An 18,979-nucleotide genomic window follows, 5' to 3' on the forward strand; every position below is an offset into this window, starting at 1 on the left:
TCTCGCTTCTCGTATCTATAAATCAATGCAGTGGCCTTTTTTTAATCATCCCTCCTTTGGTATCCTTGATCGGATATTGGATCACAAATGCTTTGGGGTCAATTTTGTCTATTTCGGTTAGAACTCTGGTGACTTCCAGTCGGGTTACCACACAGAATAATACATTTCGGTCAGGATTTTTGGCTTTTTCCCCAAAGCCTCCATCAGCTTTGAAGGCAGTTACTCCTCGTCCCAAGTCGTAAGTGATTTTTGTTTTGATATCATCCGAGAAGTCGGAAATGATCATTACTCCGATATATTCTTCTACCCCATTGATCAAAAAATCCACTGTTCTGGAAGCTGAAAAATAAGTCAGCATGGAGTACATGGCTGTTTCCAAGTTGACCATAAGCGCGGCAACCAAGAATAAACAGACATTGAATACAGTAATAAAATCGCCTACAGTTAAGCTGGATTTTCTTGATACTTGAATGGCCAATACTTCCGTGCCATCAATTACTGCTCCTCCACGAATAGCAAAGCCAATTCCGCTTCCCAAGAAAAACCCCCCAAAAACCGCTATAAGTAGCTTATCAGCAGTAATGGTGGGTAATTTTATATAATGGACCAATAGTGCTAAGGCAAATATGGCTAGGGTGCTTTTCAGTGCAAACCTAAGGTTGAGTTGCTTGTAGCCTAGATATATAAATGGAATATTGACCAAAATAATAAGGTAGGAGAGATCCAGTGGGGTCAGGATTTCCAAAAGCAAGGAAACCCCCATGGCACCGCCGTCAAAAAATCCATTGGGCAATAAAAATCCTTTTAGCCCAATACTCGCCATAATTACTCCTATTCCAATGAATATAACGTCCTTAATTTGTCTCCAAGTTGTCACTTGTTGTACCCAATTTTTGTCCGTCACCTTTAGTATACCTTTCGCCATATGCGAAATTAATCTAAAAAGGGGAAACAATTTTATTTTATGGATTAGCAGTTTTTTTCTGATATTATTCAGATAAATCAAATTTTAAGCTGTTCTATTGAAAAAATCCTAATCACCGCTATGATTTTTGAATTAATGTAAAATTCACTTATCTTATCCGAGGACTCCGTAAATTTTTGAAACTTATGAAAATAGAAGGATATAATGCTGGAGAGCATTATGATGAGATGTTTACACCCCAAGGAGAAATACGCCCTCATTATGAGGAGTTTTTTCAAAGCCTTAAGAAAATTCCCAACAGGAAGATGAATCACCTGCAGTTTTCTGCCAATCAAACTCAGCGGGCAATGGGGATGACCTTTAATGTGTATCACGACAATCAGGGATTGGAGAAGATTCTTCATCTGGATATCGTTCCCAGAATAATTCCCAATCAGGAATGGAAAAAGCTGGAGGCAGGTCTCAAGCAAAGGACATATGCTCTAAATCTTTTCTTGCAGGACATTTATAACGACAGAAAAATTCTAAAGGATAAAATCGTTCCAGAAGAATTAATATTAGGCAGTAAGGATTACCTCAAGCCTTGTATTGGCTTGACGCCTCCTAAAGGAATTTGGTGTCACATCACAGGCACAGATTTGATCAAAAATAAAGATGGGGAGTATTACATATTGGAAGATAATCTTCGCTGTCCTTCCGGGGTGTCTTATATGCTGGAAAGCAGGGAAATTATCAAACGGGCTTACCCTAATTTGTTTAATAAAAAGGGAGTGATGCCTGTCTCTGATTATCCTGCTAAGTTGCTTAGGATGCTACAGAATCTCTGCAATAAGACAAAGCCAGTAGTAGGAGTTTTAACTCCTGGAATTTACAATTCAGCATATTATGAGCATTCCTATTTGGCTCTTCAGATGGGGGTGGAATTGGTCAATGGGGTAGATCTAATCGTGCAGGATAAAAGGGTATTTATGCAAACCACCCAAGGCCTGCAGCAAATAGATGTGCTGTATCGCAGGATTGATGATGTGTTCTTAGATCCTTTGGCTTTTAGACCAGATTCAATGTTAGGGGTGCCGGGGTTATTTGAGGCCTATAAGGCGGGTTATATAGCATTAGCTAATGCACCAGGAACGGGTGTGGCAGATGATAAGGCGGTATATGCCTATGTTCCCAAAATCATCAAATATTACTTAGATGAAGATCCAATACTTAATAATGTGCCCACTTATTTGTGTAGAGAGGAAAAGGATAGGAAATATGTCTTGGAGCACATCGATGAGTTGGTAGTTAAGGAAACCAATGCAGCTGGCGGATACGGGATGCTGATCGGGCCTAAAGCCAGTGAGGATGAACATGATAAATTCCGTGAATTGATAAAAAATAATCCTACCAATTATATAGCTCAGCCAACTTTATCGCTATCTACTGTTCCAACACTCACTGAAGAGGGACTGGGAGCAAGACATGTGGATTTGCGTCCTTACATATTGTATGGTAGTGAAATTGAAGTAATTCCTGGAGCTCTCACAAGGGTTGCGCTGAGAGAAGGCTCTTTGGTAGTCAATAGCTCTCAAGGAGGAGGAAGTAAGGATACTTGGGTCTTATACAATTAATCGAAAACTATGTTAAGCCGCGTTGCAAACCATATATATTGGCTGGGAAGATACCTGGAAAGGGCTGAAAATTATGCCCGATTCATCGATGTAAACTTTAACCTGATGCAGGATTTGCCTGTAGATCTCAAAGAACAATGGCAGCCTTTGATAGCTGCTACAGGTGATTGGGATTTATATACAGCCAAGTATCAGGAATTCGAGAAAAATCAGGTGTTGTTCTTTTTGGCATTTGACTTGGATAATCCCAACTCCATGTTTTCTGCGATCTCCAGAGCCAGGGAAAATGCTCGGATTATCCGTGAAAATTTGAGTAAAGAAACTTGGGAAAAGACCAACCAGCTCTATATGATGATGCAGGAAGGTTGCGAGAAAAAAGTTTGGAAGAAGCCAGACCCAAGACCTTTTTTCGAAAAAATCAAAAATCAAATCCTTCTGTTATATGGAATTGCAGATAGCAGCGTAGCCAGAGTTGAGGGCTGGTATTTTAGACAATTGGGCCAGTTTTTAGAAAGAGCTGATAAAACTTCCAGAATTTTGGATGTGAAGTATCATATTTTACTGCCTCCCGGACAGGATATAGGCTCTCCTTTGGATTTTCTACACTGGATGGCTTTGCTTAAGTCGGTGACTGGCTTTAATACTTATCGAAGAGTTTATGGAAATATAGACCCTTCCAATGTTGTGGAGTTTTTGGTTTTGAATAAATATTTTCCAAGGTCAATTTATTATTGTTTGAAAGAGGCAGAGTCTTGCTTACATCATATTTCAGGGAATCTGGATGGTGGCTTTAAGAACCCAGCTGAGAAAGCCATTGGAGAGCTCAGGTCTCATGTGGAGTTTGCAGAAGTTTCCGAAATAATAGACTTCGGTTTACATGAATACTTGGATAATCTGCAAATAAAACTGAATAAGCTATCAGAACTGATCGACAGTACGTACTTTCGACTTAGGGATAACTTTATCTCACAAAATCAGGATCAATAATGACATTTTGCCTCGGCATTAAGACCAAACAAGGACTGGTGGGTCTTTCTGACACTAGAATCACCTCTGGAAATGAGACTACCTCTTCCAAAAAAGTATTTACAGTAAACAGAGAAAAACACTCCTTTTTTATCATGACGAGTGGTCTTAGATCTGTAAGAGATAAGGCTATTACATACTTTACAGAAGTCATTGAGCAGCAAGATGAGTCTTTTACCAAATTGTATCATGCCGTAAATGAGTTTGGGAATCAGGTAAAAACAGTTGCTAAAGAGGATAAGCAATTTTTAGAAGAGGCTGGTTTGAGTTTTAATTTATTTTCAATCATTGGAGGGCAGCTGGAGCATGATCCCGAGCCAAAGCTCTATCTATTATACCCTCAAGGAAATTGGATAGAAATCAGAAAAGGAACTCCCTTCGTGATCATTGGAAACTCAGGCTTTGGAAATCCGGTGTTAAAGAGATCCCTTCATTATGAGGATTCTATGGAATACGCACTACGTTGTGCATTTCTAGCTTTTGATGCTACCAGGATTTCGGCCAATGATGTGGATTTCCCCATAGATACGGTTGTTTTGAAAAATGACGAGTATTTCATTAAGGAAAAAAGATTTGAGCAAAAAGAACTGGAGCATATATCAGCATTTTGGAATAATAGACTCAAAAATGCCATTGCGGAATTACCCGCTGAAGTATTAAATACAGCAATTTCGGATTTTCAGAAATTAGTAGAAGAGGAGGAAAGCTGATATGCTAATCCAAGTCAGGCACCTCAGCGAATATAGTTATGCAAATCCTGTGGGTTTGGGGGTTCATAAGCTTTTTCTGATTCCTCAACATCGTCCATATTTTCGGATTGAGCATCAAAAAATCAAGATTGATCCAAAACCTGTGGATCATAATTACAGGCAGGACTTAGCAGGAAATTGGTATCAACAGGCTTGGTTTGTGGGAGAGACAGAATCACTCAAGATCGAAACAGACTGGATTTTTAGACTGGATTCCTTTAATCCCTTTGGGTTTATATTGGATAAAGGATTTGAGGACTCTGGTTGGAATCATGAATATCCCCATTTTAATTATCAGGACGTGGAGAAGTTTTTAATTCCTTTTCTTGACCGTCCTGAACCTGTTAAGTACCGGGAATTCATAATCCCTATTAAAAGTAAATCCTCAGGTCTGGTCGATTTTTTAGTTAGACTGACAGAAAAGGTCCATCAAAACTGGGGGCATATCATCAGACACGAACAGAATATTTGGGATGCTAGCCTGACTTATTCCTCCAAAAAGGGATCCTGTAGAGATTTATCCTTGATGCAAATGGATATGTTAAAGTCCCTGGGACTTGCTACTCGTTTTGTTAGTGGATATGCTTTCAACCCTGAATTGGATGAAGGCCATGAGTTACATGCTTGGTTGGAAGTCTATCTTCCGGGTTCCGGTTGGGTAGGAATGGACCCAAGTCTTGGGCTTTTTACAGACCATAATTATATCCCACTGGCTGTGCATGCTGACCCTGACGCAACTATGCCAATTCAGGGAGCATTTTTAGGTTCGGGTAAATCCGAGCTACATACTCACGTTGAACTCAAGCTAATTCGTGCCTGATTAGTTGGCCACTACTGCTTGTTTTTCAGGCATTTCAAAAATATCCTCATTCAAGGGGTCTTCACTAAGGACTACATCAGAAAAGCTTACCTGATAACGGATTCTACCGGTAGAATCTCCTTCCAAGGTATATCCTGTCATTATCCTTGGAAACACTAATCCTCCTGCATCTCGATAATCTTCATATTTCAAGGCATTAAACTGACTGTTGGATTGATCGAAAAAAGTCACAGTATAAAGTAACCATTGAAGCCTTTTGGTTTCGGAATCAACTAGCATGACATATTGATCTTCTGGACTATCCCCTTTTCCTTCATCAAAGGAAACCTCAAAGGCCTCAAACTCTTCCCCATTCAAAGTTTTATTGTCAACCTTTTTCACATTTACGCCTGGGTCTGTGAAAATGTAGGGAATTGAAAAAAAGTAGAAATAAAGATTATGATAAAACCTTACGGAATTACCAGCAAAAGCCTGCCTGTTTGGACTGATCCAAACCTTTTCTCCATCAAACCCAATTTGAAAATTCTGAGCGTCAATTCTTCCTTTTCTACTGTCTAAATTAAAAAAGTGATTTTCCTGGGTCAGATTAGTTTCATGAATCATGGTATAGGAAAAAGCCTTGGAATCTATCCATTTATTCCAATCTCCATGAGCATCCAATACCTGCTTGAATTCCTCCGGTTGCTCAAGTCTTGGATCAGGAGTTTTTTCTGCACAGGAAATTATTAGAATGATGATGATAGAACAAAGAAAGGTTGAGAGGCTACGCATGAGATTTATATTTGATCGGGAAGATAAAAACTTTCTATGCTTTTTACCCATTTAATCTCCGCGTTTAAATGAGAAAACTGGCGATTCAAATTATTTTTTAGAATTAGTCTTAATAATAAAGATTCTTGTTTTAATTTTGTCCAAGTCTAAATAAGAAAGATATCCATGGCTCAGAAATCTACTCTTTGGAAGAAAGTTCGTTCAGTATTTAATCAAATTCACCTCTATGCAGGTTTAATATCCGGCTTAGTGGTTATTGTAGTTTGCTTGAGTGGAACTATCTATGTCTACAATACTGAAATCAAGGAATGGGCTGATTCTGATAGATATTTTGTAGAAAAAGGAGAAGAATCCTTGTCTTTGGACGTGCTGAAATCTCAGATGGAAAGTAAGATGGAAGGAAAAGTGACTTCCGTCTTTGTATCTGAAGATCCTGAGAAGTCCGTTCAAATTGGATTTTTGAAAGCAGGAGAAGAGGGTAGAGGTACTACCTATTATGTGAATCCATATACTGCTGAAATTTTAGCAGATAATTCCGAGCGAACTTCAACAGAGGAATTCATGAGCTATATGTTTTCTCTACACCGCTGGCTGATGATTGATAGAGTGGAGGAGCCGATTTTGGAAAGTATGGGTAATCGGGATTTAGGAAGATTTATAAACGGAATCGCCACTTCTTTATTTCTGCTGGGAGTTATTACCGGAATTTTCATTTGGGTTCCACAAAAAGTGAAAGGTTGGAAGCAAGGATTGAAAGTGAAATGGTCTGGAAACTGGAAGCGAATTAATCACGACCTACATAATACCTTAGCTTTTTATTCACTGATTGCATTGTTTATCATGTCCGCAACTGGTCTTTTCTGGTCATTTCAATGGTACAGGGAAGGCTGGCAGAAAACATGGGATACCTATCAGGCACCCCAGGAAGAAAAATCTGAACCAGAGGAGATTATTGTTCCCGGACCAGCCAAAGAGTTCTCTTTAGATGCAGTATTAGCTTCTTCTCAGGAGATTTTGCCTTATGCTGGAAATACAAGAATTTCCCTTCCTTCGGATGATTCCCAAACGATTGAAGTTACCAAGTATAGAACAGGATTTTTTGCAAGGGCGGGATCGGATCAGCTTTCTCTAGATCAATCAAATCTCAGCTTGGTTAATCAAAAACTTTTTTCTGATATGTCAGTGCGGCAGCAAATCGGGAGATCCGTGAAAAGTCTACACACGGGTGAGATTTTTGGGTCCTTCACGAAGTTTCTATGGTTTGTGGCTTGTCTTATTGCAACTTCACTACCTATAACAGGAACTTTGATCTGGTGGAATAAAAGGAAGAAAAAATCTGCGAAGAAAAAGTCAAAGGGTAAAACTGAGGTTGCACAAATGGCTTAAGACCTTTCAGGGTTTTGGGAGAAATATGCCTTAAATTGAGGCATGAAAAAACTTCTTCTACTCTGTTTATTCTTTTTGTTTGCCTTTGGTTCTGCTTTCTCCCAAGAGAAAAGCTGGATGCTAGGCCCCTTCCTTAGGCCTAATAATGCTGTGCCAATCATCAGCCCTGATCCAGAAAGCACTTTTCTGGACCCCATGAGTCAGAGAACTGTTTTTTGGGAATCCATGGCAACCTTTAATCCTGCAGCCATTGTCAAGGATGGAAAGATTCATGTCCTGTATCGTGCAGAAGAAAAGTTGGGGGAAAAGGAGATTGGCGGGCATACTTCCAGAATTGGGATGGCTATTTCTTCCGATGGAATCAATTTCGATAGAAAATCAAGCCCGATATTTTTTCCCGGCAATGATAATCAAAAGGAATTTGAATGGACCGGAGGCAGCGAAGATCCTCGAATAGTTGAGACTGAGGATGGCTTGTATGTTCTAACCTATACGCAGTGGAATAGGGATGTGCCAAGACTTGCTGTGGCTATTTCAAAGGATTTATATAACTGGGAGAAAAAGGGTCCTATTTTTATCAATTGGAAGGAAGGCAAGTACCATAACGTTGAGTCAAAATCCGGAGCCATAGTAACCAAATTGGTAGACGGGAAATTGGTGGCTGCTAAAATCAACGGAAAATATTGGATGTATTATGGTGTTCCGCATATTTGGCTAGCAAGTTCTGAGGATTTGATTAATTGGACACCGGTAGAAAACCATGAAGGAAATAGAGTGCCTGTTTTGAGTCCCAGACCAGGATATTTTGATTCTTGGTTGGTAGAAGCTGGACCGCCGCCTATTTTGACAGAAGATGGAATTGTGGTGTTGTATAATGCAGGAAACTCGCAAGCTGTGGGTGTTCAAAACTTGGGCAATCGGGTGTATACAGGTGGTCAGGCGCTTTTTGATGTGAATGAACCTTGGAAATTAGTAGATAGAACTGATGAGCCATTTATCCAGCCCGAACTACCATTCGAGAAGTCTGGGCAATATCCGGAAGGGACTACCTTTCTAGAAGGCTTGGTTTATTTCCAAGGAGCTTGGTACTTGTATTATGGTACAGCGGATAGTATGGTTGGGGTAGTTGTAGATAGAGATTAGAGGCGAGAGACGAGAAGCGAGAAATGAGAAGCGAGAGAACTGATGCGAGAAGTAAGAGACTCGAAGTTATATTTATGAGAGAAATTAGGATTAGGTATAATTTCTATGGGAGTTGCCTAGGGTTTGAGTGAAAAGTTTAAAATGAAGTTTTAAGAGAGAATACCTTCAATTGCTATGAATAGTAAGTTGCTTTTTTCAACCATTTTGGTGGTTTTATCGGGTTTTGCTCAAGCTCAAGAAGCCAAAAACATTATTTTGATCACCTTGGATGGCTTAAGGTGGCAGGAAGTTTTTTCGGGAGCTGATTCTTTATTTCTCAGAGATGCCGAAATGGTCAAAAACCCTCAAGGCTTATACAATGAATTCTGGGAGACTAATCCCGTCAAAAGAAGGGAAGTTCTGCTTCCATTTTTTTGGAACACAATTGCTTCTACAGGACAGCTTTATGGAAATCGCCAATTGGGAAATAAGGTAAATAACCAAAATACCCATTGGTTTTCCTATCCGGGTTACAATGAAATTTTGAGTGGTTTTGCTGATGATCAACGAATCAACTCAAATGATAAAATTAATAACCCCAACAAGACCTTCTTGGAATATCTCAACCAAAAGGAAGGTTTTGCCGGTAAGGTTTTGGCTTTCGGCTCTTGGGATGTTTTTCCTTATATCATCAATGAGGAAAGAAGCGGAATTCCTGTGAATGCAGGTTTTGATCAGGCTGAAGGAGAGCACTTGTCTGATAAAGAAGAGTTACTGAATAGATTACAGACAGAGATTATTGGACCTTGGACCGAAGTTCGATTGGACGCCTTTACCCATCATTTTGCTATGGAGGCATTGAAAAACCAAAGACCAAGAGCATTGTATATTGCCTATGGTGAAACAGACGATTGGGCGCATGAGAACCATTACGATAGATATCTTTGGGCTGCCAGGCAAACCGATGATTACATCAAAGAAATCTGGGAATGGGTTCAAAGTGATTCTGAATACCGAGATAACACCACCCTCATTATCACTACAGATCATGGAAGAGGAGTTAGAAAGGATACCTGGTTGGGACATGGATCTTCCATTCCGGAATCCAGCGAAACTTGGATTGCTCTATTGGGAGCAGGAATAAGCCCTCGAGGTGAAATTTCAGAAAAGGGGCAATGGTATAATGCACAAATTGCCCGAACGATTTTTGAAATGCTAGGCTTCGAGTACCCTGATGAAAAGGCAGCTAAGTCCTTGAAATTGACATCAAGTAACTAGCCGGGTCTACTTTTTTAGCCTTAAGATATTCTCTAGCGCACTTTTGATTTTTAAAATAGAAACAGAGGCTTTCTGAAATTCCATTTGACTTCTTGAGCATGAGAGAATGCAAAATTGCGAAGCTGGAAGATGATTGGTTGAAATTAACTAACCATGAATCCAATTTCTAGAAATCACTTTAACTCAGTCTGTCAAAATTAGATTTTCGAGAAAGCCTCCATCTTTCCAAGATGAATTAAGGTTTTGAACCCATCAACATCACCTCGCTGACTACCACCTCGGTAATATATTTTTTTACTCCGTTTTTATCCGTGTAATTCCGGCTGCTCAATTTTCCTTCTATGCCGATTTCAGAACCTTTATCCGTGTATTTTTCCAAAATATCTACCTGCTTGTCCCAGATAACCAAATTATGCCAAGTGGTTTCGGTGACTTTTTCACCTTGCTGATTTCTGTAAGTTTCATTAGTGGCTAACCTGATTTTCCCAAGCTTTTTTCCTGATTCCAAAGTCTTTACTTCGACTTTGTCTGCCATTCTTCCGATGAGTTGTACTCTGTTTTTAAGCGCATTCATAATAGTTATAGTTTTAGTGTGAAATAATTTTTCGCCTTTGGCAAAATGTTGATTCAAAGTTGCAGGATAGGCGATCAGTTAGTCGGGAGGCAGTCGATAGTATCCGATAGCAGTCGTTTGTTGTCGGATAATTGGACTTTAGGAGACCCAATTCAAAAAAATCAAAAAAAAGTTTAGTGATTTTTTATGCCTTTTTGTTGGATAGGTCTTTTATTACTAGGCTGTACCTAGCTAAGGACTTATTTGATTAGTAAGAGAAAGGTTGATAAAGAATAAATTTCAGTTCAATTATTTACTGTATCATTACCAATAAGTTGGTCATAAATACATTTTATAAATAATCTGATTATCCGCAATCATGCTAGTTGACAAAAAGATTTAATTAGTTGTTTTCGGTAAGAAAGCGGAAATCCATATTAAACAAGTTGACATTGAAAAAGTCAGTTTTCTTATCTTTACCTATATCAAAATTGATTTAAAATATGAGTTTGAACCTAGCATATTACAGAAAATCAGACTGGAGCAAATTGATAGAGATGATTGATGATCCTGAAAAAATGCATGATACTTGGGAAGAGTGGTACCAAGACTTTTTGAGGGTCGAAAAACAATTAAAGTCTTTAGGTTTTTCACCTAAAAGAATCACAGTCGATTTGGATAAGCTGAAGGAATTTTGTCTTCAAAAGAGAATCAAGATTGACGGAAATGCCAGATCTTCCTATGTTAGCTCATTAAGTTAAAATCTCGTTAGTTATTAAACTGACGAATAATTCAAGGAAAATTTATAATCGCTGAATATCTTATCATCAAATTATAGTTATTTTGAATTCATGGTCGTTCAACTAGATTCAACCATCACTTGCCCAAATTGTGGATTTCAAAAAAGAGAGCATATGCCTGAAGATGCCTGTGTTTTCTTTTATGAATGTGTGCAATGTAAAACTATACTCAAACCTCTTCCTGGTGACTGTTGCGTTTTTTGCAGTTATGGAACAGAGAAATGTCCACCGATTCAAAAAGGTAATTCTTGTTGTTGAATTAGTCACAACTTAATAAAATTGAATTCTATGCTCACTGCAATCCACCCCAAGCTTCCCATGAGGGACAAGAACCTAACTCAAAAATATTATTGTGATCAATTGGGGTGTGAGGTCTTGGGGAATGTTGACTATGAGGATTACCTTATGTTAAAGAAAGATCATATTGAGATTCATTTTTTTCGGTTTAAGGATTTGGACCCCAAAGAGAACTACGGTCAGGTTTATATCCGTGTCACGGGTATCGAAAAATACTATCAATCCTTAATTGAGAAAAGAGTAGCTATTCATCCCAATGGACCGCTACAACTCAAGCCTTGGGGGCAAAAGGAATTTGCTTTACTTGATCCGGATAATAACCTCTTGACTTTTGGTGAGTCGATATAAAAAGCTATTTGAAATTTTACTTCGATCTTTTTAGACTGAATAGAAGCCCTTATTTTTCCAGGATGAAAGCAATTTTGCTACTAATTATTCTTCTTACACCGCTTACTCTTATTGCCCAAACTGGCTATAAAGATGAAATGGGAAGGGATGTAAGCAGAGAGTATTTTGAAAATCAAATTTTGGAAGGTCCCTATTTTGGTATTCCAGATGGAGAAGGAGGAAAAATATTGGTTCATAGGATGCCGTTTGGAAAGGTGGATCCCCAAGCATTTTTTGAGAAAACAGGAAATCTGGATGCGCTGAATCAAGGTAAATCACTGATTGTGATTTTTTACCCTGGCCAAGATGAATGTAATTCCACTGGTTCGGGAGATCGGACTAAGTCCTTTGAGAAGGAGCACAAAACTTTAATTAAATGGGCGGAAAAGGCTAATGCAGCTCCACCGATTTATCTTTATTCCAATCCCTCAGGCTTGGAAAGGTTTAAGGATGTAGTTAGCTGGAAATCTGATCCGGATGGAGTATTTTCCCAAACATTTTTTCGATATCCCTATCCTTGCGGAAGTTTTGTGGTGATACATCCATCGGGGGAGTTTCGAGGAATCTTAGGGGGATACCCTCTCAACCAAATTCAAGTTGCACTTAAAAAACTTCAGCGTGCCAACAGATAAGATTGATCTCACTATCACTGCCCTTAAAAAGGAGGAATTACCAGAGCTGGTAGAGATGGCCAGAAAAGCATTTATAGAAGCTTTCACAGAGGGTAATAAACCCGAGAATGTAAGGACATACTTAAATGAAGCATTTGCGTATTCCCAAATTACCAAAGAATTTGAAGAACCTGCATCACATTTTTATGTTGCCAAATTGGAGGGTACCATCATAGGCTATACCAAGCTGAATGAAGTACCTGCCCAAACTGATATTCATGATCCAGAGAGTTTGGAAATAGCTCGTTTGTATGTTTTGGAAGAATACCTCGGGAAAGGTATTGGAAAGAAATTATTGGATTTTGGGATCAAATTCGGCAAGGAAAAAGGTAAAAAATATCTTTGGTTGGGTGTTTGGGAGCATAATGCCAGAGCTATCCGTTTTTATGAAAAAAATGGATTGAGAATTTTTGCTGATCATCCTTTTCCTTTCGGGGATGAAATTCAAACAGATTATTTAATGAGGATTGATTTCTAATTGAGTGCTGAATTCTTCTTTTTCCTTTGTTTTGTTTTTTAGTTATGCATAATCCTAATTTTTTAATATGTTCATGTTTTCTTTTTATGAAATGGAAAATGAAGAGTTAGAAATACCCAAGCTATACTCGTATTTCGGAATTTGTTTGGCTACATTTTTTGGAGGACCCTTGGCAGGAGGGGTATTAATTTATAAGAACCTTCATGTTTTAAATGAAAGAAGTAAAGGGCTTAAGATTGTCATTTTATTCTTCATCTTTCAGGTTCTCTTATTTTGCTTTATTATCTTCTTGCCCAAATATTTCGTCAATCAAATTCCTAATTTTTTAATCCCGTTTTTGACCGCCCTGATAGTCTATCAAAGCTCAAAAAAATTATTTGGTGAGGAATTAAAGTTTAGAGAGATAAATGAAATAAAGCCGAAAGGAAACTTAAAGGCCCTAGGAATCGGATTTTTGGTTTTACTGCTATCCAGCTCAATTTTCTTATCATTTGCAATTCCAATGAGGCTTTTGAGTGATCCTGTAGAATTTGAAAATTTTTTGGTGGACTTTGCTGATAATGAGGCCAAAACTGCAGATTTCAATGATCATTTTTTCAATTTATCAGACTCCGAGCTGGCCTCTTACTTTCAAAATGATTATCTGCCTATTTGGTATGAAAACAAAGAATTGATTCAGGAAATAAAAGAATCAGACATCCAATTGAGTTGGGATTTGGAAAAGAAGCTTGAACTTTTGGATAAATACACGGACAAAAGAATTTTGGTCGGAGAAGTATTTTTGAAAGATTATAAAAATAGACACGCTACCTATATAGAAGATATTAATCTAATTATGGGCGATATACATGATATTCTAAGGGAGCTGGAGGAGCTTTATTAAACTGATTTTTATAGAATCTATGCCTTCAAATCCAGATTCCAATAGAAGTCGAAACGCATATTTTTTATTTAGGAACCTGGTACTCAAATCCCAACTTATCCAATCCAGCCTGAATCTCAGGAGCATTCATAAATAGTTTCCAACCTAATCCTGAACGGTAATTTTCTATCATGGTCACCATTGGACCTTGATCTATAGCCAAATAGCGCTGTGGAAAAAAGTTGTGATGAGGACTCATGGCATCGTAAAATCCATAAGGCCCAAGTACTTGGTCTCCGTAATTTTCATATAAATTTCTAATCACTTTCATGGACTCTTCGGGAGTATATACTATGGAAGAAACAGCTGCAGTTGGAGAAATGACTCCTGTGTCATTCCCCGGCCGATGTGCATCGTAAAAGTTGATAGAATAAGAAGCGGTAAGTCCCCAAAGATTCTCTCCATACCCGGAAAATTTATTCGGGTTTGCAATACACCATGCTCGATTAATCAGTGTTTGGTTGGTGTTTTCCTGCCCATAATCTGCATAAGCATCTTTTAGCCCAAAAGGATGTAAGCCCAAATAGGAGTAATGTGCCCAAAATAGTGGTCCTCCCAACTCTTCCGCTCCATTATGCCTAAGTTGAAGAGGGAAGCCATATCCACCCGCAGAAGGAGCTTTGATATCTCCAGACCTAGCCCATCCCTGATGGTAAACCTCGGAGCTGATGCTATGTGTAGGAGAGGAGGCTGCTAGGATGTAAGTGATTAATACCTCATTGTATCCCTCCAAAGCGAAATTCATGTCCCATCCAAAATTAGGGGACCAATGCCAGTATAAAACGTTCTGTCCTCCTCTTGTAAACCAACTCCAATCCATTTCCCTCCAGAGTTGATCTATTCTTTCAGCAATGTTTTTTTCTAATTCATTGCCATCTTTATAGTATTCCCGCACAGCCAATAAACCTTGCATCAAAAAAGCAGATTCTACCAAATCGGCTCCATCATCCTTTGGGGAAAAAGGGACGGTCTTTCCAGTTTTTCCATCCAACCAATGTGGCCAAACTCCGTGGTAACGGTCTGCTTTTTCCAGAAAGTTTAAGATTTTCTCAAATCTTCCTGCAGCCTGAACTCTGCTGATCCAACCTCTTTCAATTGCTCCAAGAATTCCTATCAAACCCATGCCTGTTCCTCCAGTAGTGATCATATGGGCATCATTGGCCGGATAAACGCCATCCATGTGAATTCTTTCAGGTGCCATTCCAGAGTTAGGTTCAGCCCCATCCCAGAAATATTGAAATGTGTAATATTGAATTGTATCCAATAGTTCTTCATCACTGAGTTTCGTGACATTTTCATCCGTTGCCTCGTCCATAGGGTCAGTCTTTGGCGAATCACATGCAAACAACAATAGAAAGGGAATAATATAAATGGTTCTCATAGGACTTTGTTAGCTGGGAAATAAGTTAATGAATAGATAGGTAAAAACTTATTCAGACCATATTTTTGACAAAAAATAAGTTTATGAGGTTATTACTCTTAGGTTTTGTCATCGGTCTTTCAACTATTTTGAAAGCTTTTTCCCAGGATAAAGAAGATCAATATGTGATTTTGATTTCTCTGGATGGATTTCGCTATGATTATGTGAACCGGTTCCAACCAGAAAATCTAAGCATGTTCATAGCAAATGGAACAGCCGCACAAGGCCTCATCCCTTCTTTCCCCAGCAAGACATTTCCCAATCATTATACCATTGCAACTGGTCTGAAACCCGAGCATCATGGCTTGGTTGATAATAGCTTTTATGATCCCAAAAAGGATAAGCAATACTCTATTTCTAACAGAGATGTAGTAACTGACGGCTATTGGTATGGGGGAACGCCGCTCTGGGTTTTAGCTGAGCAAAATGGGCTGACAGCTGCGAGTTACTTTTTTGTAGGAAGTGAGGCGGCCATCCAAGGAGTTAGGCCTAGTTATTATTTCGATTACGATGGTAAGGTTCCTAACCTGACTAGAGTCTCAAAAGTTTTTGAATGGCTACAACTTCCAGAAAATGAAAGACCAAGGTTGATTACCCTTTACTTTTCTGATATGGATGACACGGGGCATGCATTTGGTCCATCTAATGATGCAGCACTGAGGCAGACACTCACACGTTTGGATAGGGAGTTAGGTGCTTTATTTGAAGGTTTGAAAAGTTTGGGTCTTCCCATCAATGTAATCTTGGTATCTGACCATGGAATGGTGGAGGTGCCTAGGGAGAACTTGATTAATTATGAACCCTTGGTGGATGGGGTAGAAGCACGAATTGTAAATTCGGGAGCTTTGTTGCATATGCACCTAAAAAATCCAGATGAAAAGGCTGAGATTAAAGCCTTGATAGAATCCAGAGGCAAGCATATTCATGTCATTGATATTGCCGATCGGGAGTATTATCAGGATTTAAGTTTGCATGAGGATTTGATGGGAGACCTTTTGATTATACCTGATTTAGGATATTATCTGACAGATGATCGCGGGATGTTTCGATACCAAAATCGGGCTGCCATGTCCAAAACTGAAGTCTTTGGAGAGCATGGATTTAGTCCTGATTATCAAGAAATGCAGGGGATATTTTATGCGAATGGTCCTGTTTTCAAAGAGGGACTTTTAATTGAGCCCTTTGAAAACATTCATATTTATCCCGTTATATGTGAAATATTAGGTTTACCTATTCCTGATTCAATAGATGGTCAGCTAGAAGTTTTAAAGCCAATTCTCAAAGAAAACTGATGGATAGGGCTCAGATATCAAGTAGAAAGGAAGTTGATTTTTTAGTTCGCCGCTTTTATGATCAGGTTCGAAAGCATGAAGTTTTGGGGCCAGTTTTCAATCATGTGGTAAAGGATTGGGAGCACCACTTGGTGCATTTAAGTGACTTCTGGGAAATGATCTTACTCCAAACAGGGCCTGGAAGGGGGAAATTTAATCCTACAAAGGTGCATAGAGAGGTAGATGCTCAGGTCAATCATCAAATTGAGCAGTCGCATTTTGGACATTGGTTGGAACTGTGGTTTGCAACCATCAATCGATATTTTGAGGGGGAAGTGGCTGATTATGCTAAAGAGCATGCCCGTCGTATGGGACATATGCTTTTTATGAGAATTTGGGAGGCCAGGAATAATTCCTAATTCTTAATCCTTTGAATATCTGACCTTTTTTGTTAGCTTGATTGTACTATTTCAGGATTTTTTAATGCCTGACTCAATTGGCTGAATCTTGAATATTTTTACCTAATCAATGACTTATGAAACTCAGATTTGCACTCATTCAGCTTTGTTTATTCTTCTTTTTTGCCATCCCACTTTTAGCTCAGGAAGACTTATTTACCAATCAGGAAACCTTGGACTTGAAGATGAAATTTTCCATCAAGGACATGAAGAAAAACACCAATGATTCTACTTATGTTGATCAAGTAATATGGTATAAAAATGAAGCAGGTGAATGGGAGGAATTGGAAGTTGAAATGAGGACTAGGGGGAATTTTAGGCTCAATAACTGCTATTATCCACCTATGCGTTTGAAGGTTAAAAAGAAGGAGCGAAAAGGAACTCCATTTGAAAACAATAAAAGTCTAAAACTTGTCATGCCTTGTAATCGGGCTAGCAATGCGGATTCCTACGTGATCAAAGAATTGATATGTTACAAGCTTTTTGATGAAGTTAGCGAGTATACTTTTTCCACCCGAATGGTCAGACTCCACTTTGAAAACGAGGATGATAAGAAAGGTGAACAGGAATTAATTGGTTTTTTGATAGAAGACGATGATGATGTGGCTGATCGTTTTAATGCAAAAATTGTAGATGATAAAAAGATCCTGGGGACTTTATTGGAAGACTCAGCGGCTTTGAGACATGATTTGTTTCAATTGATGATTGGGAACACCGACTTTTCAGGATTGTATAAGCATAATCAAAAAGTCATGCAATTGGACGAACGCACAGTGGTTCCCTTGGCATATGATTTTGATATGACTGGCCTTGTTAATCCACCCTATGCACAGGTGAGTAATCTCGTCGATATTGAAAAGGTGACAGATAGATTATATCGTGGTTTTTGTAGAGATGAGGCAATCACCCAGACGATTCGAAAAGAATTTATCGCCAAAGAACAAAGTATCTATTCTGTAGTTAATCGATATAGTGATTGGTTAAGTACGGGAGAGAAAAAAGAAATTGACAGATTTCTGAGAGATTTTTTTGAAATCCTAAACAACGACCGGTCTTTTGAAAAGTTCGTAGTCACCTCATGTAGAAGCTATTAAACTTTTAGCTTAAAGTTTATCTTTATTGAATAAATAATTCTTTATGATCTGGAAAAAGGAGAAAAGTCCTGAGCAGCAGGAAAAGGAGCGTCAAAGAGAAATTGATAAGGAAATCCATAATTCTGCTGAAGAAAAAAAAGACGGGACCAAAACTCATGGGGAGGTTCTCCGTGACCAGATTACTGATGCTCTTAAGACATATGACAAAAACTCCAGTAGTATTCTACTCAGCTCTTTGACCGCAGGAATGGAGATTGGCTTTAGCTACTTACTGCTCGCTACGCTTTTTTACTTTTTGGAAGGGAAAATGGCAGAGGATACCATTTTTAAAATGATCGCTTTTGTCTATCCCATGGGATTTATTTTGGTGGTGTTAGGTCAGTCTATCTTGTTTACCGAGCAAACGGCCCTGCTAACTCTTCCGGTTTTAAATAAGAAAAGGACTCCTCTTTCTATGCTCAAATTATGGGGACTGGTGATTAGTGGAAACTTGGTTGGGGGCTATTTTATTGGTCTATTACTGGTTTGGCTGGGTCCTAGATTGGAAATTTTCGATTTACATGTAATCGAAACCATTGCTCTCCACGTTCTCAAAGCAAAAATCCATGTAATATTGGTTAGTGCCATGGTTGCAGGTTGGTTGATGGGACTATTGTCTTGGTTATTGGCTTCATTCCGAGACACCATTAGTCAGATTGTGATTATTTTCCTGATTACATCCGTCTTGTCTTTTGCGAGCTTACACCATAGCATTATCGGAAATATTGAGGTATTTACCGGAATGATCAGTTCGGATAAAGTTCACCTGATAGACTACCTTTCTTTTCAATCCACAGCACTTTTAGGGAATGCATTTGGTGGGGCAATTTTCGTAGCATTACTCAAATACAGAGCTTTTGTGTTTAACATTGGGAAATAAAAGATTTGATTAGCTACTA

At 38.7% G+C, this 18,979-nt stretch carries 21 protein-coding genes; 17 read left to right on the forward strand and 4 right to left on the reverse strand.

The window, feature by feature from the left end; all coding sequences use genetic code 11:
- Positions 1-22 precede the first annotated feature (22 nt).
- Positions 23-925 carry a YitT family protein gene (locus BM073_RS15325; protein ID WP_091655209.1) on the reverse strand — a complete coding sequence of 301 codons (903 nt, stop codon included), beginning with the start codon at positions 923-925 and terminating at the stop codon, positions 23-25.
- Positions 926-1,110: 185 nt separating this feature from the next.
- Here BM073_RS15325 and BM073_RS15330 point away from each other — a divergent pair, with 185 nt between their 5' ends.
- Genes BM073_RS15330 through BM073_RS15345 form a run of 4 tightly spaced genes read left to right on the forward strand, consistent with a single transcriptional unit; the run spans position 1,111 to position 5,133 of the window.
- Positions 1,111-2,538 carry a circularly permuted type 2 ATP-grasp protein gene (locus BM073_RS15330; protein ID WP_091655210.1) on the forward strand — a complete coding sequence of 476 codons (1,428 nt, stop codon included), beginning with the start codon at positions 1,111-1,113 and terminating at the stop codon, positions 2,536-2,538.
- 9 nt (positions 2,539-2,547) lie between these two features.
- Positions 2,548-3,525 (forward strand): alpha-E domain-containing protein, encoded by a 978-nt coding sequence (locus BM073_RS15335; RefSeq protein WP_091655211.1) that lies wholly within the window; start codon positions 2,548-2,550, stop codon positions 3,523-3,525.
- Positions 3,525-4,274 (forward strand): proteasome-type protease, encoded by a 750-nt coding sequence (locus tag BM073_RS15340; RefSeq protein WP_091655212.1) that lies wholly within the window; start codon positions 3,525-3,527, stop codon positions 4,272-4,274. The genes BM073_RS15335 and BM073_RS15340 overlap by 1 nt, the downstream gene beginning before the upstream one ends.
- 1 nt (position 4,275) lies before the next feature.
- Positions 4,276-5,133, forward strand: a complete 858-nt coding sequence (locus BM073_RS15345; RefSeq protein ID WP_091655213.1) for a transglutaminase family protein — start codon at positions 4,276-4,278, stop codon at positions 5,131-5,133.
- On the opposite strand, the gene BM073_RS15350 is transcribed toward BM073_RS15345, so the two are convergent.
- Positions 5,134-5,904, reverse strand: coding sequence for a DUF6503 family protein (locus BM073_RS15350; RefSeq protein WP_139217511.1), 771 nt, complete (start codon positions 5,902-5,904; stop codon positions 5,134-5,136).
- 165 nt (positions 5,905-6,069) lie between these two features.
- Here BM073_RS15350 and BM073_RS15355 point away from each other — a divergent pair, with 165 nt between their 5' ends.
- The 3 genes from BM073_RS15355 to BM073_RS15365 all read left to right on the forward strand — a co-directional run bounded on the left by BM073_RS15355 (position 6,070) and on the right by BM073_RS15365 (position 9,690).
- Positions 6,070-7,290 carry a PepSY-associated TM helix domain-containing protein gene (locus BM073_RS15355; RefSeq protein WP_091655215.1) on the forward strand — a complete coding sequence of 407 codons (1,221 nt, stop codon included), beginning with the start codon at positions 6,070-6,072 and terminating at the stop codon, positions 7,288-7,290.
- 42 nt (positions 7,291-7,332) lie between these two features.
- A complete protein-coding gene (locus tag BM073_RS15360) occupies positions 7,333-8,433 on the forward strand; it encodes a glycoside hydrolase family 130 protein (protein WP_091655216.1) in 1,101 nt (366 codons plus the stop codon).
- 174 nt (positions 8,434-8,607) lie between these two features.
- Positions 8,608-9,690: an alkaline phosphatase family protein gene (locus tag BM073_RS15365; RefSeq protein ID WP_091655217.1), complete on the forward strand. Its 1,083-nt coding sequence runs from the start codon at positions 8,608-8,610 to the stop codon at positions 9,688-9,690.
- A gap of 235 nt (positions 9,691-9,925) precedes the next feature.
- On the opposite strand, the gene BM073_RS15370 is transcribed toward BM073_RS15365, so the two are convergent.
- Positions 9,926-10,264: a single-stranded DNA-binding protein gene (locus tag BM073_RS15370; protein WP_091655218.1), complete on the reverse strand. Its 339-nt coding sequence runs from the start codon at positions 10,262-10,264 to the stop codon at positions 9,926-9,928.
- 482 nt (positions 10,265-10,746) lie between these two features.
- Here BM073_RS15370 and BM073_RS15375 point away from each other — a divergent pair, with 482 nt between their 5' ends.
- The 6 genes from BM073_RS15375 to BM073_RS15400 all read left to right on the forward strand — a co-directional run bounded on the left by BM073_RS15375 (position 10,747) and on the right by BM073_RS15400 (position 13,759).
- A complete protein-coding gene (locus BM073_RS15375) occupies positions 10,747-11,004 on the forward strand; it encodes a hypothetical protein (RefSeq protein ID WP_091655219.1) in 258 nt (85 codons plus the stop codon).
- 90 nt (positions 11,005-11,094) lie between these two features.
- A complete protein-coding gene (locus BM073_RS18255; RefSeq protein WP_091655220.1) occupies positions 11,095-11,301 on the forward strand; it encodes a GDCCVxC domain-containing (seleno)protein in 207 nt (68 codons plus the stop codon).
- A 30-nt stretch (positions 11,302-11,331) separates the two neighbouring features.
- On the forward strand, positions 11,332-11,688 hold the full coding sequence (locus tag BM073_RS15385) for a bleomycin resistance protein (protein WP_091655221.1): 357 nt from the start codon (positions 11,332-11,334) through the stop codon (positions 11,686-11,688).
- Positions 11,689-11,750: 62 nt separating this feature from the next.
- Positions 11,751-12,359 carry a hypothetical protein gene (locus tag BM073_RS15390; RefSeq protein ID WP_139217512.1) on the forward strand — a complete coding sequence of 203 codons (609 nt, stop codon included), beginning with the start codon at positions 11,751-11,753 and terminating at the stop codon, positions 12,357-12,359.
- Positions 12,346-12,876, forward strand: a complete 531-nt coding sequence (locus BM073_RS15395) for a GNAT family N-acetyltransferase (RefSeq protein ID WP_091655223.1) — start codon at positions 12,346-12,348, stop codon at positions 12,874-12,876. Before BM073_RS15390 ends, BM073_RS15395 begins: the two co-directional genes overlap by 14 nt.
- A 67-nt stretch (positions 12,877-12,943) precedes the next feature.
- Positions 12,944-13,759 carry a hypothetical protein gene (locus tag BM073_RS15400; protein WP_175557931.1) on the forward strand — a complete coding sequence of 272 codons (816 nt, stop codon included), beginning with the start codon at positions 12,944-12,946 and terminating at the stop codon, positions 13,757-13,759.
- A gap of 64 nt (positions 13,760-13,823) precedes the next feature.
- Here BM073_RS15400 and BM073_RS15405 read toward each other — a convergent pair whose 3' ends face one another.
- Positions 13,824-15,179, reverse strand: coding sequence for a glucoamylase family protein (locus BM073_RS15405; RefSeq protein ID WP_091655225.1), 1,356 nt, complete (start codon positions 15,177-15,179; stop codon positions 13,824-13,826).
- 83 nt (positions 15,180-15,262) lie between these two features.
- On the opposite strand from BM073_RS15405, the gene BM073_RS15410 reads away from it, so the two are divergent.
- The 4 genes from BM073_RS15410 (at position 15,263) to BM073_RS15425 (ending at position 18,960) form a co-directional block, all read left to right on the forward strand.
- Positions 15,263-16,510 carry an alkaline phosphatase family protein gene (locus BM073_RS15410; RefSeq protein WP_091655226.1) on the forward strand — a complete coding sequence of 416 codons (1,248 nt, stop codon included), beginning with the start codon at positions 15,263-15,265 and terminating at the stop codon, positions 16,508-16,510.
- Positions 16,510-16,908 (forward strand): group III truncated hemoglobin, encoded by a 399-nt coding sequence (locus BM073_RS15415; protein ID WP_091655227.1) that lies wholly within the window; start codon positions 16,510-16,512, stop codon positions 16,906-16,908. Before BM073_RS15410 ends, BM073_RS15415 begins: the two co-directional genes overlap by 1 nt.
- 116 nt (positions 16,909-17,024) lie before the next feature.
- On the forward strand, positions 17,025-18,041 hold the full coding sequence (locus BM073_RS15420; protein ID WP_091655228.1) for a hypothetical protein: 1,017 nt from the start codon (positions 17,025-17,027) through the stop codon (positions 18,039-18,041).
- A gap of 43 nt (positions 18,042-18,084) precedes the next feature.
- Positions 18,085-18,960, forward strand: a complete 876-nt coding sequence (locus BM073_RS15425) for a formate/nitrite transporter family protein (protein ID WP_091655229.1) — start codon at positions 18,085-18,087, stop codon at positions 18,958-18,960.
- Positions 18,961-18,979: the final 19 nt, after the last annotated feature.

It is taken from the genome of Algoriphagus ornithinivorans, assembly GCF_900115305.1.
Taxonomy (GTDB): domain Bacteria; phylum Bacteroidota; class Bacteroidia; order Cytophagales; family Cyclobacteriaceae; genus Algoriphagus; species Algoriphagus ornithinivorans.

Excerpts from the sequence above, each read along its gene's own strand:
- BM073_RS15325 (WP_091655209.1), bottom strand. The coding sequence starts at position 925 with ATGGCGAAAGGTATACTAAAGGTGACGGACAAAAATTGGGTACAACAA.
- BM073_RS15330 (WP_091655210.1), top strand. The coding sequence starts at position 1,111 with ATGAAAATAGAAGGATATAATGCTGGAGAGCATTATGATGAGATGTTT.
- BM073_RS15335 (WP_091655211.1), top strand. The coding sequence starts at position 2,548 with ATGTTAAGCCGCGTTGCAAACCATATATATTGGCTGGGAAGATACCTG.
- BM073_RS15340 (WP_091655212.1), top strand. The coding sequence starts at position 3,525 with ATGACATTTTGCCTCGGCATTAAGACCAAACAAGGACTGGTGGGTCTT.
- BM073_RS15345 (WP_091655213.1), top strand. The coding sequence starts at position 4,276 with ATGCTAATCCAAGTCAGGCACCTCAGCGAATATAGTTATGCAAATCCT.
- BM073_RS15350 (WP_139217511.1), bottom strand. The coding sequence starts at position 5,904 with ATGCGTAGCCTCTCAACCTTTCTTTGTTCTATCATCATCATTCTAATA.
- BM073_RS15355 (WP_091655215.1), top strand. The coding sequence starts at position 6,070 with ATGGCTCAGAAATCTACTCTTTGGAAGAAAGTTCGTTCAGTATTTAAT.
- BM073_RS15360 (WP_091655216.1), top strand. The coding sequence starts at position 7,333 with ATGAAAAAACTTCTTCTACTCTGTTTATTCTTTTTGTTTGCCTTTGGT.
- BM073_RS15365 (WP_091655217.1), top strand. The coding sequence starts at position 8,608 with ATGAATAGTAAGTTGCTTTTTTCAACCATTTTGGTGGTTTTATCGGGT.
- BM073_RS15370 (WP_091655218.1), bottom strand. The coding sequence starts at position 10,264 with ATGAATGCGCTTAAAAACAGAGTACAACTCATCGGAAGAATGGCAGAC.
- BM073_RS15375 (WP_091655219.1), top strand. The coding sequence starts at position 10,747 with ATGAGTTTGAACCTAGCATATTACAGAAAATCAGACTGGAGCAAATTG.
- BM073_RS18255 (WP_091655220.1), top strand. The coding sequence starts at position 11,095 with ATGGTCGTTCAACTAGATTCAACCATCACTTGCCCAAATTGTGGATTT.
- BM073_RS15385 (WP_091655221.1), top strand. The coding sequence starts at position 11,332 with ATGCTCACTGCAATCCACCCCAAGCTTCCCATGAGGGACAAGAACCTA.
- BM073_RS15390 (WP_139217512.1), top strand. The coding sequence starts at position 11,751 with ATGAAAGCAATTTTGCTACTAATTATTCTTCTTACACCGCTTACTCTT.
- BM073_RS15400 (WP_175557931.1), top strand. The coding sequence starts at position 12,944 with ATGTTCATGTTTTCTTTTTATGAAATGGAAAATGAAGAGTTAGAAATA.
- BM073_RS15405 (WP_091655225.1), bottom strand. The coding sequence starts at position 15,179 with ATGAGAACCATTTATATTATTCCCTTTCTATTGTTGTTTGCATGTGAT.
- BM073_RS15410 (WP_091655226.1), top strand. The coding sequence starts at position 15,263 with ATGAGGTTATTACTCTTAGGTTTTGTCATCGGTCTTTCAACTATTTTG.
- BM073_RS15415 (WP_091655227.1), top strand. The coding sequence starts at position 16,510 with ATGGATAGGGCTCAGATATCAAGTAGAAAGGAAGTTGATTTTTTAGTT.
- BM073_RS15420 (WP_091655228.1), top strand. The coding sequence starts at position 17,025 with ATGAAACTCAGATTTGCACTCATTCAGCTTTGTTTATTCTTCTTTTTT.
- BM073_RS15425 (WP_091655229.1), top strand. The coding sequence starts at position 18,085 with ATGATCTGGAAAAAGGAGAAAAGTCCTGAGCAGCAGGAAAAGGAGCGT.